General features: G+C 69.2%; 17 protein-coding genes and 1 pseudogene. 7 read left to right on the top strand and 11 right to left on the bottom strand.

What is annotated here, in order from left to right; all coding sequences use genetic code 11:
- The first annotated feature begins 291 nt into the window (after positions 1–291).
- The gene (locus ACZ3KJ_RS27960) at positions 292–1137 is read left to right on the top strand and encodes a spermidine synthase (protein ID WP_467530987.1); all 846 of its coding nucleotides are present in this window, start codon (positions 292–294) and stop codon (positions 1135–1137) included.
- A 116-nt stretch (positions 1138–1253) separates the two neighbouring features.
- Here ACZ3KJ_RS27960 and ACZ3KJ_RS27955 read toward each other — a convergent pair.
- Positions 1254–1649 (bottom strand): annotated as a pseudogene (locus ACZ3KJ_RS27955) (hypothetical protein); the annotation flags it as partial.
- Between the two features lie 30 nt (positions 1650–1679).
- Between ACZ3KJ_RS27955 and ACZ3KJ_RS27950 the strand changes: the two are divergent.
- Positions 1680–3314: a recombinase family protein gene (locus ACZ3KJ_RS27950; RefSeq protein WP_467530985.1), complete on the top strand. Its 1635-nt coding sequence runs from the start codon at positions 1680–1682 to the stop codon at positions 3312–3314.
- Between the two features lie 172 nt (positions 3315–3486).
- Here the strand turns inward: ACZ3KJ_RS27950 and ACZ3KJ_RS27945 are convergent, their stop codons facing one another.
- From ACZ3KJ_RS27945 to ACZ3KJ_RS27930, 4 genes are all read right to left on the bottom strand, one after another.
- Entirely contained in the window at positions 3487–4860 is a 1374-nt protein-coding gene (locus ACZ3KJ_RS27945) for a replication initiator (RefSeq protein WP_467531097.1), read from the bottom strand.
- 299 nt (positions 4861–5159) lie between these two features.
- Positions 5160–5357, bottom strand: a complete 198-nt coding sequence (locus tag ACZ3KJ_RS27940; protein ID WP_020130201.1) for a hypothetical protein — start codon at positions 5355–5357, stop codon at positions 5160–5162.
- Complete coding sequence (locus ACZ3KJ_RS27935) at positions 5354–6655, bottom strand: FtsK/SpoIIIE domain-containing protein (RefSeq protein WP_467531095.1); 1302 nt, start codon at positions 6653–6655, stop codon at positions 5354–5356. The genes ACZ3KJ_RS27940 and ACZ3KJ_RS27935 overlap by 4 nt, the downstream gene beginning before the upstream one ends.
- The gene (locus ACZ3KJ_RS27930) at positions 6655–7005 is read right to left on the bottom strand and encodes an SCO3933 family regulatory protein (RefSeq protein ID WP_467530983.1); all 351 of its coding nucleotides are present in this window, start codon (positions 7003–7005) and stop codon (positions 6655–6657) included. Before ACZ3KJ_RS27930 ends, ACZ3KJ_RS27935 begins: the two co-directional genes overlap by 1 nt.
- Positions 7006–7171: 166 nt before the next feature.
- Here ACZ3KJ_RS27930 and ACZ3KJ_RS27925 point away from each other — a divergent pair, with 166 nt between their 5' ends.
- Positions 7172–7948: a GntR family transcriptional regulator gene (locus tag ACZ3KJ_RS27925; protein ID WP_467530982.1), complete on the top strand. Its 777-nt coding sequence runs from the start codon at positions 7172–7174 to the stop codon at positions 7946–7948.
- Between the two features lie 410 nt (positions 7949–8358).
- Here the strand turns inward: ACZ3KJ_RS27925 and ACZ3KJ_RS27920 are convergent, their stop codons facing one another.
- Positions 8359–8658 carry a hypothetical protein gene (locus ACZ3KJ_RS27920; protein WP_467530980.1) on the bottom strand — a complete coding sequence of 100 codons (300 nt, stop codon included), beginning with the start codon at positions 8656–8658 and terminating at the stop codon, positions 8359–8361.
- A 319-nt stretch (positions 8659–8977) separates the two neighbouring features.
- A complete protein-coding gene (locus ACZ3KJ_RS27915; protein WP_467530979.1) occupies positions 8978–9544 on the bottom strand; it encodes an ATP-binding protein in 567 nt (188 codons plus the stop codon).
- 193 nt (positions 9545–9737) lie between these two features.
- Between ACZ3KJ_RS27915 and ACZ3KJ_RS27910 the strand changes: the two genes are divergently transcribed.
- Together ACZ3KJ_RS27910 and ACZ3KJ_RS27905 are read left to right on the top strand one after the other, a co-directional pair.
- Positions 9738–11090 (top strand): tetratricopeptide repeat protein, encoded by a 1353-nt coding sequence (locus ACZ3KJ_RS27910; protein WP_467530977.1) that lies wholly within the window; start codon positions 9738–9740, stop codon positions 11088–11090.
- A 26-nt stretch (positions 11091–11116) separates the two neighbouring features.
- Positions 11117–12169, top strand: coding sequence for a hypothetical protein (locus tag ACZ3KJ_RS27905; protein WP_467530976.1), 1053 nt, complete (start codon positions 11117–11119; stop codon positions 12167–12169).
- A gap of 115 nt (positions 12170–12284) precedes the next feature.
- On the opposite strand, the gene ACZ3KJ_RS27900 is transcribed toward ACZ3KJ_RS27905, so the two are convergent.
- The 3 genes from ACZ3KJ_RS27900 to ACZ3KJ_RS27890 form a co-directional block, all read right to left on the bottom strand.
- The gene (locus ACZ3KJ_RS27900) at positions 12285–13313 is read right to left on the bottom strand and encodes a hypothetical protein (RefSeq protein ID WP_467530974.1); all 1029 of its coding nucleotides are present in this window, start codon (positions 13311–13313) and stop codon (positions 12285–12287) included.
- Positions 13314–13422: 109 nt separating this feature from the next.
- On the bottom strand, positions 13423–14538 hold the full coding sequence (locus tag ACZ3KJ_RS27895; RefSeq protein WP_467530972.1) for an MFS transporter: 1116 nt from the start codon (positions 14536–14538) through the stop codon (positions 13423–13425).
- Between the two features lie 155 nt (positions 14539–14693).
- Complete coding sequence (locus ACZ3KJ_RS27890) at positions 14694–15716, bottom strand: DUF8017 domain-containing protein (protein WP_467530971.1); 1023 nt, start codon at positions 15714–15716, stop codon at positions 14694–14696.
- Positions 15717–15962: 246 nt separating this feature from the next.
- On the opposite strand from ACZ3KJ_RS27890, the gene ACZ3KJ_RS27885 reads away from it, so the two are divergent.
- Positions 15963–16400 (top strand): DUF4442 domain-containing protein, encoded by a 438-nt coding sequence (locus tag ACZ3KJ_RS27885; protein ID WP_467531093.1) that lies wholly within the window; start codon positions 15963–15965, stop codon positions 16398–16400.
- 429 nt (positions 16401–16829) lie between these two features.
- Here the strand turns inward: ACZ3KJ_RS27885 and galU are convergent, their stop codons facing one another.
- Positions 16830–17798: a UTP--glucose-1-phosphate uridylyltransferase GalU gene (galU, locus tag ACZ3KJ_RS27880; RefSeq protein ID WP_467530970.1), complete on the bottom strand. Its 969-nt coding sequence runs from the start codon at positions 17796–17798 to the stop codon at positions 16830–16832.
- 328 nt (positions 17799–18126) lie between these two features.
- On the opposite strand from galU, the gene ACZ3KJ_RS27875 reads away from it, so the two are divergent.
- Positions 18127–18789, top strand: coding sequence for a DedA family protein (locus tag ACZ3KJ_RS27875; RefSeq protein ID WP_467530969.1), 663 nt, complete (start codon positions 18127–18129; stop codon positions 18787–18789).
- Positions 18790–18879: the final 90 nt, after the last annotated feature.

The raw sequence follows: 18879 nt of genomic DNA, 5'->3' as shown, positions 1-18879 counted from the left end.
GGAGGGCGGCCGAAGGGCCGAAGGCCTGATGGGCTCAGGGCCTGACGGGCATCCGGCCCGATGGGCTCAGGGCCTGACGGGCTCAGGGCCTGACGGGCTCCCGGCCTGATGGGCTCAGGGGCGCGGATCGGCCGGGAAGCCGGTCCGCGCCCCGCCGGCGCCGGTCCGCGCCCCGCCCGGGCACGGTCCGCGCGCCCCGCCCGGGCGCCGGTCCACGGCCCCCCTGGGCGCCGGTCTGCGGCCCCCCGGCCCCCTCCGTGGTGACCCGGCGCGCGCGGGCACAATGACAGGGTGAGCGAAGCCATACCCGTCACCCGAGCCGTCGACCACGGCACCGCCAAGCTGATGCCGGACGTGGACCGGGAGCGGGCATGGCTGCTGACGGTCGACGGGGCGCCGCAGTCGTACGTCGACCTGGACGAGCCGACGCACCTGGAGTTCGAGTACGCGCGGCGGCTCGGGCACGTCCTGGACACCGTCGCCGAGCCGGGGCGGCCACTGGACGCGCTGCACCTCGGCGGCGGGGCGCTCAGCCTGCCCCGGTACGTCGCCGCGACCCGGCCGGGCTCCCGGCAGGACGTCGTCGAGGCCGACCGCGGCCTGCTGGAGCTGGTGGCCGACCACCTGCCCGTCCCGGCCGGCAGCGGCATCACCCTGCACGCGGCCGACGCCCGGACCTGGCTGGAGGCGGCCCCGGCCGGCTCCGCCGACGTGCTCGTCGCCGACGTCTTCGGCGGCTCCCGCGTCCCCGCCCACCTGACGTCCCTCGCCTACGCCCGCGAGGCCGGCCGCGTCCTGCGCGCCGACGGCGTCTACCTGGCGAACCTCGCGGACGCGGCGCCGTTCGCCTTCCTGCGCTCCCAACTCGCCACCTTCGCCGCCGTCTTCGAGGAACTGGCCCTCATCGCCGAGCCGGCGGTGCTGCGCGGCCGCCGTTTCGGCAACGCGGTCCTCGCCGCCGCCCACCACCCCCTCGACGTCACCGCCCTGGCCCGCCTCACCGCCTCCGACGCCTTCCCGGCCCGCGTCGAACACGGGCCCGGCCTGCGGGACTTCGTCGGCGACGCCGTACCGGTGCGGGACGAGGAGGCGGTCCCGTCGCCGGAGCCGCCCGGCGGGACGTTCGGCATCGGCTGACCACCGGCCGCCGGCCGCAGGTGTGCTCCGCGCACACCGGGCGACCGGGACGCGCGGTGTGCGCGGTGGCCCGACACCCTCACCGGAAGAGGGCCCGATGCCCGACGCCCGGGGCCTCAGCCGCCGCCGGGCCCCGCCTCCGCCGCCCCGGCCGTCCGCTCGTACGCCCCGGCCGTCTCCTCGTACGCCCCATGCGGGTCCTGGTCCGCTCGGTGCGGGTCCTCGTCCGCCCGGTGCGGGGCGTCCTTCTCGGCCATGTCGCCACCGTCCGGCTCGCCCCGGCCCACGGGCCGGGTACGGCGGGTCAGACGGCGCACCTCGGGCACGCACAGCACCGCCGCCGTGACGACGACGACCAGCGTGGCGCAGCCCCACAGGGCGGCCGTGCGGCCGAACGCGGACTCGGCGGGGCCCGCCAGGGCCGTGGCGAGGGGGACCAGCGCGACCGACCCGAACCAGTCGTAGGCCGAGATCCGGGAGAGTTTCTCCTCGGGGATCTCCTGGTGCAGCGCACAGCACCCCCGCGAACGTAACCTCTTTGTATGGCTGACGACTTGGTACAGCGAGCGCACTGGGGGAACCTCGAAGGTCAGAACTGGGCCGGTCTGGCCCGTCTGTCGACCGAGGAGGCTGAGGGCGAACTCCCTTCTGACGGCAGCTTAGAAGGGCAGCCCCGCCCCAGGTTCATAACCGGCAGAGACATCAAGAGCACCGAGGAGCAGGAGAGGGACGGCCGACAGTTCGTCGAGAGCCGAGGCGGACGGTACGTGTACACGTACATGGAGCCGGACACCTCAGCATGGAAGCGCCGGCGCGTGCGTCTGCCGGACGGCAGCATCGGGTACCGCGTCGTACGGCCCGTGTACGAGGGCGCGTTGGAGGACCTGAAGCAGGCGAAGGCTCCGAACGGCGAGCGCATTGATGGACTGATCGTCTACGACATCGACCGTCTGACCCGCGACCCCCGGCACCTTGAAGACGCGATCGAGACCGTGGAGCACTACCACCGGCCGATCATCGACATCACCGGCACGCTGGACCTGTTGACGGACAACGGGCGCGCCATGGCCCGTGTGGTCGTCGCCATGGCCAACAAGCAGTCTGCCGACACGGCCCGCCGGGTACGCCGCAACCACAAGGCGAGGCGGGACCGGGGCATACCCGTGGGCGGCACGCGCCCGTTCGGATGGCAGGAGGACAAGCGCACCCTGAACCCTGCCGAAGCCAAGCTCATACGGGACGCCGCCAAGCGCATCATCCTGGGTGCCGAGTGGCATGCCGTCGTTGCCGAGTGGAACCGCCAGGGAGTCACCACCTCAAAGGGCAACCCTTGGACATGGATCGGGCTCAGGGACATGATGCGGAACCCGCGTCTGTGCGGATACCGGTCGCATGTCGTGATCGAGTTCGACCCGGAGTCGGGCCGGGAGATCAGGCACCTGAGGATCGCGCACGACGACAACGGGAACCCGGTCGAGGGTCAGTGGACGTCCATCCTGGCAGTGTCAGAGTGGGAAGCGATCCAAGAGATCATCGGTGACGGCCCCATGCGAGGAGGCGGCCACAACGCCCGCGTATACCTGGCCTCCGGCACTCTGCGCTGCGGCAAGGACGACTGCGGCGCACCGCTACGTGCGATGAAGGCGACACCGAGCCGGCGCAAGCCTGAGGGGTACTTCTACTACGTCTGCCCGGCGAAGACCACGGGTAAGGGGTGCGGCGGAGTCAAGATCCCGGGGCCCGAGACGGACGAGCTGATCGGGAAACTCGTGATCGCGAAGTACGAGGAAGAGGCCGCCCACAGGGAGGCGGTCAAGGCGCCTCAGGAGTGGTCGAAGGAAGCCGAACTGAAGATCGTTCACGAGGACATCGACGACCTCAAGAAGGCCCGCCGGGAGCGGAAGATCAGCGCCGAGCGCTACTACTCCAATCTTGCCGAGTATGAGGCCGAGGAGCAGCGCCTGAAGCGGGAGCGCAACGCGTGGCAGCGTCGAGTTATCGCGGGCCAGGGCGAGCCCGTGGACATGGACGAGGAGTGGCACAAGGAAGGGATCACTCTTGCGGAGCGTCGCTCGTACGTCGAAAGGACGTTGACCACTCTGATCGTGCTGCCCGTGGGGAGTGGCCGGCGCGTACCCCTGCGTGAGCGGTTGGTACCGGTCTGGGCCGAGCGGTAGCCGTAGGAGAGTCGGAGCCCGTCACCTCGTACGGCGATGGTGGCGGGCTCCGTCGCGAGTCGTGACTTCCAGGCCCAGCGCGGCATTCATCCGGCGCCACTGGGCGTCCGACCATCGGGGCGCCTTACGGGCATGGGATCGCGCCCAGGCCATGTCCTGATCGTCGTCAGCGTCACTCAGGCGTGCCACCCCGCCACCCCCTCTCAGCTGCGCATATCTCGCGGACGATCTCGCGCTTCACGGCAAGGTCTTCGGCGACTCCGGCCGCTATGAGGGCCGCGCCGGGGGTGTGGCCGGAGCCGCTGTACCGCCAGTGCCGTTCGGTGATCGCGTCGGGAGTGTCGTCGTGGCCCATGTGGTGGGCGCGTTCCGCGCGGAGTGCGGCATAGGTGGTGGAGTAGGCGCGGGATTTGGTGAGGATGTGGCCGCGGTAGCCGAGGGTGTGGGTCCAGGGGCGGAGACGGAGCGGTTCGTACTCCGGGAGGCCGCCGAGGCGCCAGCAGGCGCGCATGAGGGTACGGACGTGTGCGCTGACGGGGGCCGATGCGATATCGGCCCAGGTGGTCAGGGGGTGGTCGAGGCCGGCGCCGGTTTCGTTCGCTCCCTTGGTCACGTACTTGGCGACGTACGCAGCCACAGCGTCGTCATCGGGGCCGTCGCCGTCGGTGCGCAGAGGCCGGGCGTCGATCTGCTCACCCCAGCGCAAGGCTCGCTCGCCCACGGCCTGGCTGTAGGGCGAGCAGACCAGGACCCGCCGGGCGGAGGCGCGTACGGCATCGATGAGGAGTTCCGCCGTGCCCCAGGCTGGGGGTTCGTCGTCGGGACCGTTCGGGCCGTCGAGGCGGACGACGGCATGGACGTGGACGGCCGCCCGCTTCTGGTACTCGGCGACACGGGCGAACGACAGCCGGGCGTGGTCGGCGAAGCGGGACTGTACGAGACCGGCCGAGGAGGCGAGGCGTCGCCGGACGTCTATGACGAACCGGTCCCACAGCTTGGATGCGTGCGCGTGCCAGAGGACATGGCCGGTGTAGTCGTAGCAGTCGGGGCAGAGCGGTTGGCCGACGACCGAGGTGTCCGGAGCGTGCACCAGGCCGCAGCCGAGGGGGCGCCCGTGTTCGCATGTGCCGCCGTCGCGGCGGGGGCGGCATCGTTCGTCAGCGTGGTGGACGGGGCCGAAGGAGGGCGCGGTCAGGGTGACGAAGAGGCGGGGTCGGTGGCGGACGGTGGCAGGGATGTTCTTGCCGCCGAGAAGGCCCGCGCGGACGAGGTGGAAAGTGTCTCCGGCGTGGAGGCGGGAGCAGGCCGGGCAGACGGTTGCGCGGCGATTGCGGCAGCGGACGAGGAGACGGTTGCCGGGTTCGTCGCGGGTGTCGTAGTGGTGGAGGATCTCTCCGGTCGTGCCGTCCAGGGTGGTGGTCGAGCCGGTGAGGTGGACGGGGTGGGAGCATCCGCCGGTTGCGGTGATCTGCTCCAGCCAACGGGCGAACTTGGGGTCTTGGGCGAGGCGGATGGCGTCGCGGTCGGTTTCGGGGAGCTGACGCAGGCGCGCCGCGCGGTCGAGGGCGGCACGCCTGTCAGCCGGTGTTAAGTCCGGGGTGATGGTGGTGACCTTCCAGGGTGAGCCGCCGCAGCGGCACGGATGTGTGTGGATGGCGCGGAGTCGGTCATGGGAATTGCTCCCTTGCTGATCAGTCGGGTGGCGCGGGGGTCAGCGGATGGTGCCGGTACCGCGGCAGATGCGGCAGCGCCGGATGCGTCCGGTCCAGGTCTTTCGGGCGCCGTCGCCCTTGCAGTGGGGGCACCTCACGCGAGGCATGGGCATGGTCGGGGTGTCCTTCCTGCTCAGGTGTGGGAGAAGCCGCTGATGAACCAGGTCACGAGGCCGTGGATGGTGAAGACCACGGGGGTCTGGCCGAGGTAGACGCCGAAGAGGCCGACGCAGACCGCTTCCCAGGCGCGCACGTCGCGGGAGCGGACGAGGAGGACGGTGATGATCCCGAAGATCACCGCGAACGTGAACGCCGTACCTTCGCTGATCACTTCGACTCTCCTTCCAGCGCGACCAGCGCGCGGGTGACGAGGGGCAGTTCCGGGGACATCGCGCCGTACTTCCGGGCCGTGGCCACGGCCTCATCGGTGGGGGTGAGGTGGGAGCGGGCGCGGCTCCATCCGCCGTCCGGGCCGGTGCACACCGCCACGCCCCGCTCTTCCGGGGTGATGGCCTGGGCGACCGCCACGGCGTCCTTGTTGAGGTCGCCGAGCGTCATTTCCGCGGTGCCGGGGTCGTTGACCCGGTGGCAGATGCGGCCGCCAAGCTGGGCGCGCAGGGCGGTGACACCGGGGCCGAGGTCGGATCCGACGCGTTGGCCGGCCACCACCAGGTGGATGCCGAGGGCGGCCCCGAGCTGGGCCAGCCGCAGCAGCAGCGTGGAGCACTGTTCGGCTTCCGCCTTGCTCTCGCGGGTGCCGTCGGACAGGTACAGTTCCGCGATCTCGTCGACCAGGACCACGACCGGCACCGGCCGGAACTTGTCCGGCAGCTCCCAGATCGAGCGCACCCCGGCCGACCTGCACGCACTCATCCGCTCCTGCATGTCGACCACCAACGCCGACAGCACCGCCACCGCCTCACGCCGAGACGTGGCCAGCGCGCTCAGCCGTCCGGCGAACAGGCCCAGTTCCATGCCGCCCTTGCAGTCGATGCCGACCAGCGCGACCCGCTGCGTGGCGAGCTGGGTGATGAGCCGGGCCAGCAACGTCGACTTGCCCGACCGGGTGGCCCCGACGATCAGCCAGTGCGGCACGAGACGCAGGTTCATCACCCACGCCCCGCCCGTCTCCAGCGCGCCGATCAGCGCGGAGAGGAGTTCGGCCGGAGCCGTGGCTAAGCCCGGCCGCTGAAGCGGATCACTGGCCATCGCGGTCAGCAGCACGAGGCCGCGTTCGGGCGAGGTGACCCGCACGGCGTGCACCTTCCACGCATGCACGAAGGCGTCCGCCGCCTTCAGATAGGTCGCCGGGGTCTGGCCCGCGTGCAGCCGCACCAGCACGGACAACCCCATCGGGGTGACGTGCGGGAAGGAGCAGCGCGGCGCCACCGGCCGCACCGGGTCACCCTTGACCAGCAGGTGACCGACGAGCGTACGCGCCGGGAGCCGCGACACCGCGAGGTCGTTGAGCACGGCGACCCGCCGCCAGGTCGACACCACCCGCCACGCGGTCAGCGGGTAGCCGACGAGGTACCAGTGCCAGACCGGCCGGTGCCGGCGCACCAGGTCCCCGACGACGAGCATCCAGGCGAGCACGGCCAGGGCGAGGGCGATGATGTACGGCTCCATCACGCCTCACCGCCCTTGCGCGCCACCGCCGGAGTTCCGTGCACGGGCGTAATGGCGTCGGCGCGGAAGCTGACGCCGTGCCGGTCGCCCATCGACCACATGAACGCCACCAGCCCGGTGACCTTCACGATCTGTCCTTCCTCGATCCCGGACGGCTCACCGCTGACGGCGATCTCGATGACGGAGATCCGCCGCCGGTCCTGCCGCACGGTCACCGCCACGGTGTAGACGGGGTTGCCGTCCCGGTCCTTCTTCACCTCCTGTGTCTCGGAGTTGCTGATCTTCACTTCGGGCGCGATGGCGCACCGCAGTACGCCCAGCCGCGCCGTGTCCACGGGAATGGACTGCATTTCTTCGGCCTCCCTGGCCAGTCACGACGTCAGCTTCTTCTGACGTCACTTGTCCTTACGAGTGATGAGTGTGGAGTGCTGTACGGCGAGTGCGCAACTACTTATGCTGACGAGTGACGCCGCGCGTGCGACGTGCCTACGACACCGACCCGTCGGAGATGCCCAGATGTCTGAGATCCAGCGCCCCGGAGCCCTCTACCAGCAGGTGGCCGCCGCCATCCGCGAAGCGATCCTCAAGGGCGAGTACGAACCCGGCGCCCCGCTCCCCTCGGAAGCCCAGCTCATGGAGCGCTACCAGGTCTCGCGCCCGACCGTCCGCAACGCCGTCGCCGCCCTGCGCGCCGAAGGACTCATCGACGTCCGCCACGGCAAGGGCAGCTTCGTACGCTCCGACAGCGGACCCGTCGCCGGCATCTCCCGCTACGTCGGCAAGACACCGGCCGGGCACTTCACGCTGTACGGCGTAGCTACCTGGCAGCAGACCGAAGAGCCGAGCACCTACCGCACCCACGCCACCGAAGCCACAGCCCACCTGCTGGAACTCCAGGCGGAAGATGCACTGTTCGGCTGTGACCGGCTGCTGGTCGACCCGGCCACCGGAGCGCGGGCGATGCACCGCACGCTGATCCCCTTCGTTACGGCCGAAGCCGTACCGGATCTCGCCGAGACGCCGGACATCGAACCCGCGACGGTCTACGCCACGCTGACGAAGGCCGGGCACAAACTGTGGTGGTCCGAGACGGTACGCGCCCGCATGCCGCTGCCCGACGAGCGCACCGCACTGCGCCTGCCCGACGCGACCCCGGTTCTGCACGTCTCCCGCGTCACCTGCGGCACCGACGACCCACTGATCCTCGAAGAACTCCGCATCGGAGCCGACCGCACCGAACTCACCTACCGGATCACCGCCGACAAAGAGCCCACCCGACGCCGCCCGGCATGATCGCCAACGGCCATCGGTCGAAACAGCCTTCACTTCCTCAAGGGCGCGCCTGCGGCGCGCCGGGGCGCCCGGCCGCCCCGGCCGGGCGTGCGGCGTGACCGCCGGTCCCGGCCGAGCGCCGGACGCCCCACACGACAGCACGCCCAAGGAGTCGAGGCGACGACCGGCCGCCGAGGGCCGGAGCCCACGGGGCTGGGGGTCGCCGGCCGGAGAGATTTTAGGCAGCTCCCATGGGGCGAGCCTCGAAGAACAGGGGGCCAATCGGGCACAACCGCGGGCAGGTGCACCACCTGCCCGATTCGCCTGAGCAGCGTAAGGCCCCCTGTTCACTCGCCCCATGGCAGCTACCGCCCAAAATCTCTCCGCCCGGCGACGTGCCCACGCGCACCACCCACCAGCAGAAACACCCCTCACAGCACACCGCCGTCACCATCAGCGAGCCTCCCCAGGAGCCCTGCGAGCCGGACCGCCGCACTGGGCAGGCCCACCAGGCGCACGAGGCCGCCCCCGTCGTCGTTCGTCGCGGCGACGGCCCTTAACTCGGACGGCTCGAACTCCGCAGCGAGCAGAGCAAGGTTCAGTTGATCGGCAGCCTCGCGCGCCACGCGCCAACCCGCCATGTAGTCGACGCCACGCACCCACAGACCGGACCCCACGCCCGACGCGTCGTCCAGTCCCTCACCCGGCCAGCCCTCGCCCAAGCCGCTCACCTGTGCCACCCCTACCCTGATCTAGATAACGGATCGTCAACTCTCTTTGGTCCAGGGCAGATGCGCAGCACGAAGACCCCGGTACCATCAGGCACCGGGGATCTTCGCGTTCCCCAACCGGGCCACCCTTCGCTTTCCAGGGCTGATGGGGTGGCCCGGTCTCGGTCTTAGGTTGTGAAGCGTGGCCCCTGGGCACTGAGTGGGGATCTCAGCGAACCGTCCCAGGAGCCACGCCTCGTTCGCCGGACGAGCTACCGTCCGGCACCCGGCCGCCGCGCACTCGTGAGAGAGCGAGACGCGCAACGACAGCCGGAGATCATCAAGACGGCAGGCTCCAAGTCCCCGAGCTGAGATCGAGGCGGCACCACACGGTCTTGCCTCCCCGGTCTTCCGGCGTCCACCACACCGCCGCCGCCAAGCGCTGCACGATGAGCAGCCCCCGGCCGCTGTCCGGCAGGACCGCCTCAGACAGCTCTTCCATCAGGCCCGGCCAGAACGTGTCGCCCAGAGGCAGCAGCGGCGGCGACGAGTCCTCGTCCGCGACCCCGATGAAAAGCCACTTCGGCCACACCTTGAAGTGCACGTCGACACGACGGGAGCCGCCGGGGCGGGTCAGGGAGCGTTCCGGCACCACGTGGTTCACCACGTTCCCGACCAGCTCCGACACGATCAACCGAGCGTCGTCCACCACCGCGCCGGCGCCCACGCCCCGGAGGAACTCGGCCGTCTGGTCACGTGCGACGCGCGCCGCGTTGCCGCAGTCCGCAAAGAGCGTCAGCGTCAGGTAGTGCCCGCCGGACGAGGGATCCGGCGCGGTGAACCAGTGTGCATACGCATCCAGTTCACTCGCTAAGTGCGCGTGTGATCGCGCTCTTCTCGAGTCCATGAACGGGTCCCGTCTCAGGTCACGTCTACCGAGGCCGTCCCGGCAGGGTGATGAGAGTGCACCCTTCAACCCACCTGCCGCTCCCCCCTCTTGGGGACCCCCCTCACCGGTACACTCGGAGCCAGGACGTCAGTGCAGATCGAGAGAGCCGATCTGACGAAGAGCGTCAGGTCAATCACGATGGGGAAGTGAGATGGCCGAGGTAGCACCGACACCGGCAGCTCTGCCGCCACACGTGCTCGAACGCGCGGACGTGCGGTCAGCGATCGCCAACCACGACTTCGGCGAAGTCTTCAGACTCGCCAAGATCCACGGCCACATCAGCTACGCCAAGATCTCCGAAGCCGTCGGCTACAAGCGCGAACACATCGGCAAGATGGCCCGCCCCGAGACCGACGGCAAGGGCGTCCGCCCACGGATCACGCAGTACTTCAAGATCCTCGAAGTCGTCGATGGACTGCGCATCCCCGGCCACCTCGCAGGACTCGCACCCCGGCCATGGGAGTTGGACCGACCGGCTACCACCTCCCCCACCGACGACCCCAGCACTCTGATTGCCCAGGGCGGCGCCGGTCTGTGGGACATTGCCGAGATGCTCCGGCGCACGGAGATGTCCAGCATCAACAGCGCCGCCCTGGAGTCGATCGAACAGGGCATTGACCAACTCGCCCGCGCGTATCCATACGCCGATGCCGACTACCTCCACGAACGCACCCGCAACGGCCTCCAGTACGTCACCAAGCAACTCGAAGGCCGGATGACCCTCCGCCAGCACCGGGAACTACTCGTCGACACCGGATGGTTGTTCCTGCTGAACGCGTGCGTCCAGTACGACCGAGGCCAGCGCGAGGCCGCCAACCTCAGCAAGGCCGCCGCACTCCGCATCGGCCAGGAGGCCGGCCACGGCGAAATCATGGCGTGGGCATGGGAGATCGAGGCATGGTTCGCTCTCACCCAGAGCCGTTGGCAAGACATGCTCGAAGCCGTCGAGGCTGGCCACGTCGCCGACCAGACCCATTCCGTCGGCGTACAGCTCTACGCCCACAAGGCACGAGCCGCCGCCCGCATGGGAGACGGCCGCCTGGTCCGAGACTCCCTCGACGCCGGCCGCGCCCGCCTGGACCGCCTACCGCGCCCAGACCACCCCGAACACCACTTCATCATCGACCCCGACAAGTGGGACTTCTACGAGATGGACGCCTACCGTCTCCTCGGAGACGACGAACGCGCCGCCGCCCACGCCCGCTCAGTAATCCGCATCAGCACCGGCCCAGACGGCACCGAGATCTCCCCAATGCGCGCAGCAGAAGCGCGACTCACCCTCGGCGTGGCGGCCGCTCGTACTGGTGACATAGAGGAAGCCATCGGCATGGGCACCACGGCGCTCGAAGCCGACCGCAAGTCTCTCCCGTCCCTACTTTTAGTCGCTGACGAGTTGGACAAGGAACTCCGCTCTCGCTACCCCCGCGAGGCCGCAACGCGCGACTTTCACGAGCGGGTCACGACCATCAAGCGAGGTGCAGCCAGGCCCGAACTCCCCTTCTGAGAGCTCGCCGTGGGATGATGTCCCCCATGCTGAACGGGGTGCGACACAGGGTGGAAAGGAAGCGTCGTGAGGCTGCCGACAAAGAGATTGAGAAACTTACGGCTGCCGCGACCCGGCTTTCGCTTGGAACTGCGGTGCAGCCAAGAGTAAAGATTGCCTTGCGGGTGCACGAGCGCTACTACAAGAAGGGCTCGCTAGTAACCCAGTTGTATGGCATGCTTTCTGGGTTCTGGTCGATAATTCCGTTTGTTATGCTGCTCGACAGTCGCCCCAATTCAACGAGAAACATCGTGGGCAAGGTATTGGGCTCTGTGGTCGCAGCAACAAAGAACGCCGACTCTGTCGACGTAGTTGTCGGGGTGCTCAGGGCTTCCCTAGTCAGTATCCTGCTCGTCGGATACTATGCAGCCTTCATGCTTGGTCCAGTAATTTTGGGATTTCGCGTAGGGCTGGGCTTCGATGGAATTCGGACCCCGGGCCGAAAAACTGTCCTGACATACCGCAAATCCTCGATCGTATACTGTTGTTCCGATGTAGTGGTCGCATGTTCGGAGGCACTTGGCAAGGGCGGGGAAAGGCGTGTTGCGGCACTTCAGAAAGTCGCCAAAGAATTGCGATACGCCCGCATTCGACTGCGCACGGTTCATCGATTCACGAGGGGGTTTGCGAGGCGGGGAAGGCGTAGAGCGGTGAAACTTCACGCATTGAAGGTTGCGACATACCTACAAAGCATTGAAGAAACGAGTGAAGAAATGACCGATGCCGAGTTGATGGAGTTTGGTGCCGTGATGCTCCTCGTTGCTGAAAGGTGCGCCGACGGCCGTCACGGGAGCATGCTAGAAGATAGCAAGGTTGCCCACGTGGTGATCCCTGACCGTGACTCGATTCGACTTGTCGTAACTTCACTCATCGCTCTTTCTCTGTCGGCCACTAGCCTGTATCTGGTGAACGCGTTTAATCTTCCGGCAAGCTTGGAGCCGATCGCGGTCTCCGTCCCAGTCATATTGACAGCATTGGCCAGTTACGGAAAAAAGGCAGCGCAAAAGATCGAGTTGATTCGCGGGATTTCTGGCCAATAGTTCCTCCTCGTCTCACTTCATTTCTGGAGGCGCCAGTTGTCACCAGCCCCGACGTCAAAACGAATTGGTGCAGGGCTCGCATCGCGACCTTAGGGCGCAAGCGTCCTTACGGCCTTTAAAGTGCGTCGATGCAGGCCCGAATCAAGCTGTTCAGCCAGGCTCGTGGGGGAACATCGTTCATATTGATGAGGTCTGCAGTGGTACGAATCTGACGGTGCAACACGTCGTCGCCTTGCACACGGAAGTCCTTTAGTTTCCTCACATACGCTTCATCAGTGCGGGACCAAGAGTAGTTACTGACCACCTGATCAAAGCTCACCTTTCCTGAGATAGGCTGGACGAGGATCGGGGGTACGTGGTCAAGAATCGCGCGAAGCAGCGCGTGACACGCGTAGGGATGACCGTCGGCGTAGTTTCTGTTCAGTTCTTGCAGCAACTGGACTAGTTTGCCGAGGTGCCACCTTGTGGAACCCAGTTTGTTTTCCAGCTCTTCGATCAACGACTCCTCTACGTAGACGACAGGCGGGACGGGAAGCGGTTGTGCCACATCCGTTGCAGCTCCGTGCGGAGGTGTCGTCACCCAACGGTTCACCAGCTCTGTGGTTCGCCGTACGTACGACTCAAGGTCATGAACGCCCTTGTACTCAAGAACACTCCGTGGAATGGACCTCGTCCACTCCTCGCCCTCAATGGACATACCTGACGCAGTGGCAGGCTCGTAATTGAGGATGTCGGGGAGACACCCCATGAAAACGCTCCCAAAGCTCGGAAAGGCTTGCTCAATATCAGAGCGAGCGATCTCCGGTCGCGCTACCTCTTGAGTTGCCAAAGGCGCGTCGAGGCGTGCCTTGATCATGAGATGCAGCACCCTGAGAAATGGCTGCGCAATCAAAGAGTCCAGCTCTGGGAGGTGTGCCGCAGCTGCCACCGTGAGGGCTGGCCGGGCGTCGTCTGCCATATAGGGGCGGATGTGCCACGCGACCCCGTACGACGGTCCGATTGAACCCTGCGATCCTGCCTTGGGCAGCGTGTGCAGAATCGCTGTTGCGTCCAGTCCATCCCGGCCAAGTTGGTCTTGCACGTAGCCCCACAGTGGCCACTTCCCCTCTCGCGCGTAGGGTGTGGCCATCGCGGTCAGCAGCATCAACTGCTCTTGGTTCAGAGGCGCGAGCAAGTCCGACAAGGCGGGTTCCGATCATCCGAATCTGGAATGAAGTACGGGAACCTTACCGGTATCGGTACTTGTCACGTTGTCAGATTGTGCCTGCCGACGGCTCGTAGCAGGAGGTGGGACACACCCAGATGGGACGGTGCGGTGCGTCCATTTGGTTATCTTCGCCAAGGTGTTGCGCGGTCATCCAGGAGACGCCGAAGACCTCCAGGGTGACCCCCGTCAGGAACATCACCGCGCACAGGACGCCCACCGGGACGGGGACGGCGAGGGCCGCGGACGGCAGCGCCAGGGGGAAGACGCACAGGGTGCCGGCGAGGAGCAGACGGCGAGGTCTCCAGCGGGTCATCAGCACGGCACCGGCCACCGTGCCGGCCCCGAAGAAGCCCAGGGCGAGGCCCCAGGGGCCCGCCCCGCCCAGATGGTCCCGGGCGACGAGAGGGCCGTAGACCGCGTCGGCGGCGCCGACGACCGCGTTCGCGATCGAGAACTGGAGGACGATGCCCCACAGCCACGGACGGCCGCTGAACTCCCGCCAGCCCTCCCGGAGATCGGCCAGCACGCCACCGCCCCGGCCGCGCTCCGGCAGATGTCCGACGTCTAGGAACGCGCGCAGCGTCCCGGCGAGGGCGAACGCGGCGGCGTCCGCCGCGAGCACCCAGCCCGGTCCCACCACGGCGACCATCGCACCGCCGAGGGCCGCACCGGCGAACACCGCGCCCTGCATCGCCATCCGGAACAGTGCGAACGCCCGGCCGGCCTGCTCGCCCTCGACGCACGACAGCAGCATGCCCTCGGCGGCGGGGCTGAAGAACGCCTGACCGGTGCCGCCCAGCGCGGTCAGCAGCATCATCTGCCACAACCGGGGCTCGCCGGTGAGCACGAGCACGGCGAACACGGCCTGCGAGAGGCAGTTGAGGGCGTTGGCCGCGACCATCACCCGGTGCCGCGGAAGCCGGTCGGCGACCGCGCCGCCGATCAGCAGGAACAGCACCAGGGGCAGGGTGCGGGCCGCGGCCACCAGACCCACGTCGCCGCCGTCGCCCCCCGTCCCGATGACGGCGAACGCGGCGGCGATGAGGGCGCCGTGACTGCCGAGGCCCGTGACGAACGCGGAGGCGGTCAGCAGTCTGTAGTTGCGGCCCGCCCAGGCGGGCCCGCGCAGGCGGGAGCGGAGGTCGGCGGCGGCAGAGGTCACCGGCCGACTATCGCCGCCCGGCCACCGATCTGCCAAACCGTTTCACCTGCTGCGGGGGCCGGCCTGACCCGCCGTGTACCGGCCCGGAGTGCCGTCCGGCCCGTCTGCCGTGTACCGCCGCCTCCGGCGGCCGTCAGCTCTCCGTCATCCCTTCGTCATCCCTCCGTCGGCTCGCCGTGCAGCCGTACCGTGCTGAGGATCTTCATGATCGTCTCGTCCGGCAGCTCGTCCTTCACGCCCTTGGCCGTGTACAGGTTCCAGGAGACGTAATCGCCCTTGGAGTTCTTGAAGCCGAACGTGATCGCCTTGCCGTCGGAGGCGCACTTGCCCGTCTGGGGCGTGTTCGTCGACCGGGCCCATCCGTAACTGCCCTGGACGCCGGAGGCGGTCGTGTACGCGGTGGCCTTCTCGTCGAACGTGAGGCTCTTCTTGTCCGGCTGGGTGTAGCCGCCGAACACCCACCAGGCGGGCGTGTTGATCGCGATCTCGTCGGTGTTCTTGGCGCCCTCGGCGCCCTTGGTGCCGGCGATGGCGAGCGCGGTGTCGTCGGTCGTGCCGTCCTTGTCGTCGTCCTCCGTGCACCACTTGGACTTGTACTCGACGGTGCCCGACTGGATGATCGAGTCGTAGCCGTCGGGCTGTTCCTCGTCCTCCCACTCGAAGCCCTGACTGAGGGTCGGCGACTGGACCTCCCAGTCCGCCGGCACGTCGAAGGCGACCCCGCGCTTGGGGTTCACGACGACCTTCCAGCCCGCGACGGTCGGTTCGAGCGTCTCGGTGCCGCGCGGGTTGTCGTCCGCGCCGGCCGACGACGAGGCGGAGCCGCTCGGATCGGCGGACACGGTGGGGGTCGTGCTGCTCTTGCCGGTACCGCCCTCGGCCTGGTCCCCGTCCTCTCCGCCGAGCACCAGGAAACCGGTGACACCGGCGGCCACGACGACGGCCGTGGCCGCCACGATCGCGATGAGCTTCGTCCGGTTGCCGCCGCCCCCGCCGCCGGTCTGCGGGGGCCCCGCGGGCGCCGGAGCACCCCACTGCGCCGTGGGTGCATAGGGGTTGGGCTGCTGGTAGCCGGCTTGCTGGTACGGATTGGGCTGCTGGTATCCCGGCTGCTGGTACGGATTGTTCTGCGCCTGCGGGTTCTGCTCTCCCCCGGGCGGCTGCTGTCCTGGCCACATGGCCTGAAACCCTAGTGCCGTCCCGGACACGAACGGGTCACCACCCCTTGTCAGGGACGTACCGAATCGGCGGTCCGTATCGGTGGTCCGCATCGGTGGTCCGCCGCCCGGACCCGTGGACGACCCGTGCGGTGACCGTGATCTCCCAGGTCCCGAGCGCCGTGGCGCCCGGTGACCGTCGCCGCGGCACGGCTCTGGTGGGGGCGGCTACTCGTGGGTAACATCGTGGTCATGAGCGCAGACCAGATGTCCATCGGCGAGATGCTCGCCGCCACGGTGCCCATGGCCCGGACCCTGAACCTCGAGTTCCTCGAGACAGGGCCGGAGAAGGCCGTGGTGGCCCTGCCGGACCAGAGCGACTTCCACAACCACGTGGGCGGGCCGCACGCCGGGGCGATGTTCACGCTCGGCGAGTCCGCCAGCGGCGCGATCGTCCTCGCCGCGTTCGGCGACCAGCTCTCCCGCGCCGTGCCGCTCGCCGTCAGTGCCGTGATCGCGTACCGCAAGCTGGCGATGGGCGCCGTCACCGCGACCGCGACCCTCGGCCGCCCGGCCGCCGAGGTCGTCGCCGAGCTCGACGCCGGCGAGCGCCCCGAGTTCCCGGTACGGATCGAGATCCACCGGGGCGACGGGGCGGTCACCGGTGAGATGACCGTCGTGTGGACCCTGCGCCCCAACGGCTGAGCGGAGGCAGCTGTGGCTGCGCTGGGCGCGGCGGCGCTCTCGCGCTGAGCGTCTGGGGGCGCTTCACGCGGGGCCGGCCGCCTGCCGCCGGGTGGGGCGCCTGCCGCCGGTGGGGCGGCTTCCGTCGGTGGGGCGCCTCCCGTCGGTGGGGGCCGCCGTGCCATGTGGGGTGCCTCCCGCCGGGTGGCGTCCACCGCGCCTCGCCCCGAGGGGCGCTATCGCGCCTGGTGGGGCGGCGTGCCTGGTGGGGTTGCCCGGCTGGTGGGGCTGAGTGCCTGGTGGGGTTGCGCGCCTGGGGGGCTACGCGCCGGTCGGGCGCCATCGCGCCGGGTGGCGCCGACTCGGCCCCGCGGGCCGACCCGGTTCGTGGTGGCGGCAGGGCCCCGGCCACGGCACGGCATCCGCCCGCGGCCGGGGCCCTGCCTGTCGTCACGCCGCCCGCCGCTCCGGCTCCGCCCGGTTCGCGTCCCGCTCCCCGGTGGTGTCCTCCAGCCCGGCCACGAACTCCTTCAGCCAGGCGACGAACTCCGGTCCGAGGTCGGGCCGGTCGCAGGCCAGCCGGACCACCGTGCGCAGGTAGTCGGCCTTGTCGCCGGTGTCGTAGCGGCGGCCGGAGAAGAGCACGCCGTGCACCGTGCCGGTCACGGCCAGCTCCTGGAGGGCGTCGGTGAGCTGGATCTCGCCGCCGCGTCCGGGCGCGGTGCGCTCCAGGACGTCGAAGACGGCCGGGTCGAGGACGTAGCGTCCGATGACGGCGTACCGGCTCGGCGCGTCCTCGCGGGCCGGCTTCTCGACGAGACCGGTGACGCGTACGACGCCGTCCTCACCGGCGGGCTCCACGGCGGCGCAGCCGTAGAGGTGGACCTGCTCGGGCGGCACCTCCATCAGGGCCACCACGCTGCCGGCGTACCGGTCGCGGACCTCCAGCATCCGGCTGAGCAGCGTCTCGCGCGGGTCGATGAGGTCGTCGCCGAGGAGGACCGCGAACGGCTGGTCGCCGACGTGGTGGCGGGCGCACAGCACGGCGTGGCCGAGGCCCAGCGGATCGCCCTGCCGGATGTGGTGGATGTCGGCCAGGCGCGCCGGGTCGCGGACCGCGTCCAGTCGTACGGTGTCGCCTTTGGCCGCCAGGGCCTGCTCCAGTTCGAAGGCGTGGTCGAAGTGGTCCTCGATGGCCCGCTTGTGGCGGCCGGTGACCATCAGGACGTCGTCCAGGCCGGCCGCGGCGGCCTCCTCGACGACGTACTGGATGGCCGGCTTGTCGACGACCGGAAGCATCTCCTTCGGGGTCGCCTTCGTCGCGGGCAGGAAGCGGGTGCCCAGTCCGGCTGCCGGGACGACCGCCTTGCGGACGCCGGCTGCGGGCGGGGCGACGGAGGGGGAGTGAGGGGCGCTCATGGTGATCATGCTGGCGCACAGGTGTGGGAGTACCCCGGGAGCCACCCAAGAGGTTGCTGTGCGGCGGACGCCCCGGTGAACCCCCGCCCGCGCGGGCGTGGACCGAAGGTGTACGGACGGGGAACCGGGCCGGCGGTCCCGGGCGAGCCGGTAGGCTTCCTGCCGTGCGCCCGCTCGCGGCGCACCGGTCGTACCGGTCGCACCGCGAGGAACCGGACGCGCGCCCTCGGGCAGGCCGGCAGGCGGCCCGTACGACCCCGTACGACCCCGTACGACCCGAAGAACCTTCATCAGCAGATGCGGCACAGCCCAGCGGGAGGAATCGGCCATGCATGTCCAGGAGTGGCTCGAAGCCGTGCCCCCGGTCGCCATCTACGCGCTGGTGGGCCTGGTCATCGGCCTGGAGAGTCTGGGCATCCCGCTGCCGGGCGAGATCATCCTCGTCTCCTCGGCCCTGCTCGCCTCCCAGCACGGCGAGATCGACCCCTTCGTCCTCGGTGCCTGCGCCACCGCCGGCGCCGTGATCGGCGACTCCATCGGCTACGCCATCGGCCGCAAGGGCGGACGCCCGCTGCTGGCCTGGCTCGGCGGGAAGTTCCCCCGGCACTTCAGCGAGGGGCACATCGCCACGGCGGAGCGGTCCTTCGAGAAGTGGGGCATGTGGGCCGTCTTCTTCGGCCGTTTCATCGCCCTGCTGCGCATCTTCGCGGGCCCGCTCGCGGGCGTCCTGCACATGCCGTACTGGAAGTTCCTCATCGCCAACGTCCTCGGCGGGATCGTCTGGGCGGGCGGTACGACGGCCGTCATCTACTACGTGGGTGTCGTCGCGGAGTCCTGGCTGAAGAGGTTCTCCTGGCTGGGGCTGGTGGTGGCCGTGCTCATCGGCCTGACGTCCATGCTGGTGATCAAGCGCAAGGCCCGCAGGATGCAGGCGCAGGACGCCGCGCGGGAGGACGGGGCCGAGGCCGAGGCCGTGGCGGCCGCGGAGTAGTCCGGGCCGGGTCACGGCCCGCCCGACGGACGCCTGCCGCCCGATGCCTGCCGCCCGACGCCTGCTGTCCGTCCGCGGCCGGGTCTCGTG

Source organism: Streptomyces sp. NPDC003248 (genome assembly GCF_055563235.1).
This window is presented reverse-complemented; position numbering and strand designations above follow the sequence as displayed.

Bases quoted from the DNA above. Each gene is read 5' to 3' on its own strand.
- ACZ3KJ_RS27950 (WP_467530985.1), top strand. From the start codon at position 1,680: ATGGCTGACGACTTGGTACAGCGAGCGCACTGGGGGAACCTCGAAGGT.
- galU (WP_467530970.1), bottom strand. From the start codon at position 17,798: ATGAGCGCCCCTCACTCCCCCTCCGTCGCCCCGCCCGCAGCCGGCGTC.
- ACZ3KJ_RS27890 (WP_467530971.1), bottom strand. From the start codon at position 15,716: ATGTGGCCAGGACAGCAGCCGCCCGGGGGAGAGCAGAACCCGCAGGCG.
- ACZ3KJ_RS27905 (WP_467530976.1), top strand. From the start codon at position 11,117: ATGCTGAACGGGGTGCGACACAGGGTGGAAAGGAAGCGTCGTGAGGCT.
- ACZ3KJ_RS27885 (WP_467531093.1), top strand. From the start codon at position 15,963: ATGTCCATCGGCGAGATGCTCGCCGCCACGGTGCCCATGGCCCGGACC.
- ACZ3KJ_RS27900 (WP_467530974.1), bottom strand. From the start codon at position 13,313: ATGCTGCTGACCGCGATGGCCACACCCTACGCGCGAGAGGGGAAGTGG.
- ACZ3KJ_RS27875 (WP_467530969.1), top strand. From the start codon at position 18,127: ATGCATGTCCAGGAGTGGCTCGAAGCCGTGCCCCCGGTCGCCATCTAC.
- ACZ3KJ_RS27930 (WP_467530983.1), bottom strand. From the start codon at position 7,005: ATGCAGTCCATTCCCGTGGACACGGCGCGGCTGGGCGTACTGCGGTGC.
- ACZ3KJ_RS27935 (WP_467531095.1), bottom strand. From the start codon at position 6,655: ATGGAGCCGTACATCATCGCCCTCGCCCTGGCCGTGCTCGCCTGGATG.
- ACZ3KJ_RS27910 (WP_467530977.1), top strand. From the start codon at position 9,738: ATGGCCGAGGTAGCACCGACACCGGCAGCTCTGCCGCCACACGTGCTC.
- ACZ3KJ_RS27915 (WP_467530979.1), bottom strand. From the start codon at position 9,544: ATGGACTCGAGAAGAGCGCGATCACACGCGCACTTAGCGAGTGAACTG.
- ACZ3KJ_RS27925 (WP_467530982.1), top strand. From the start codon at position 7,172: ATGTCTGAGATCCAGCGCCCCGGAGCCCTCTACCAGCAGGTGGCCGCC.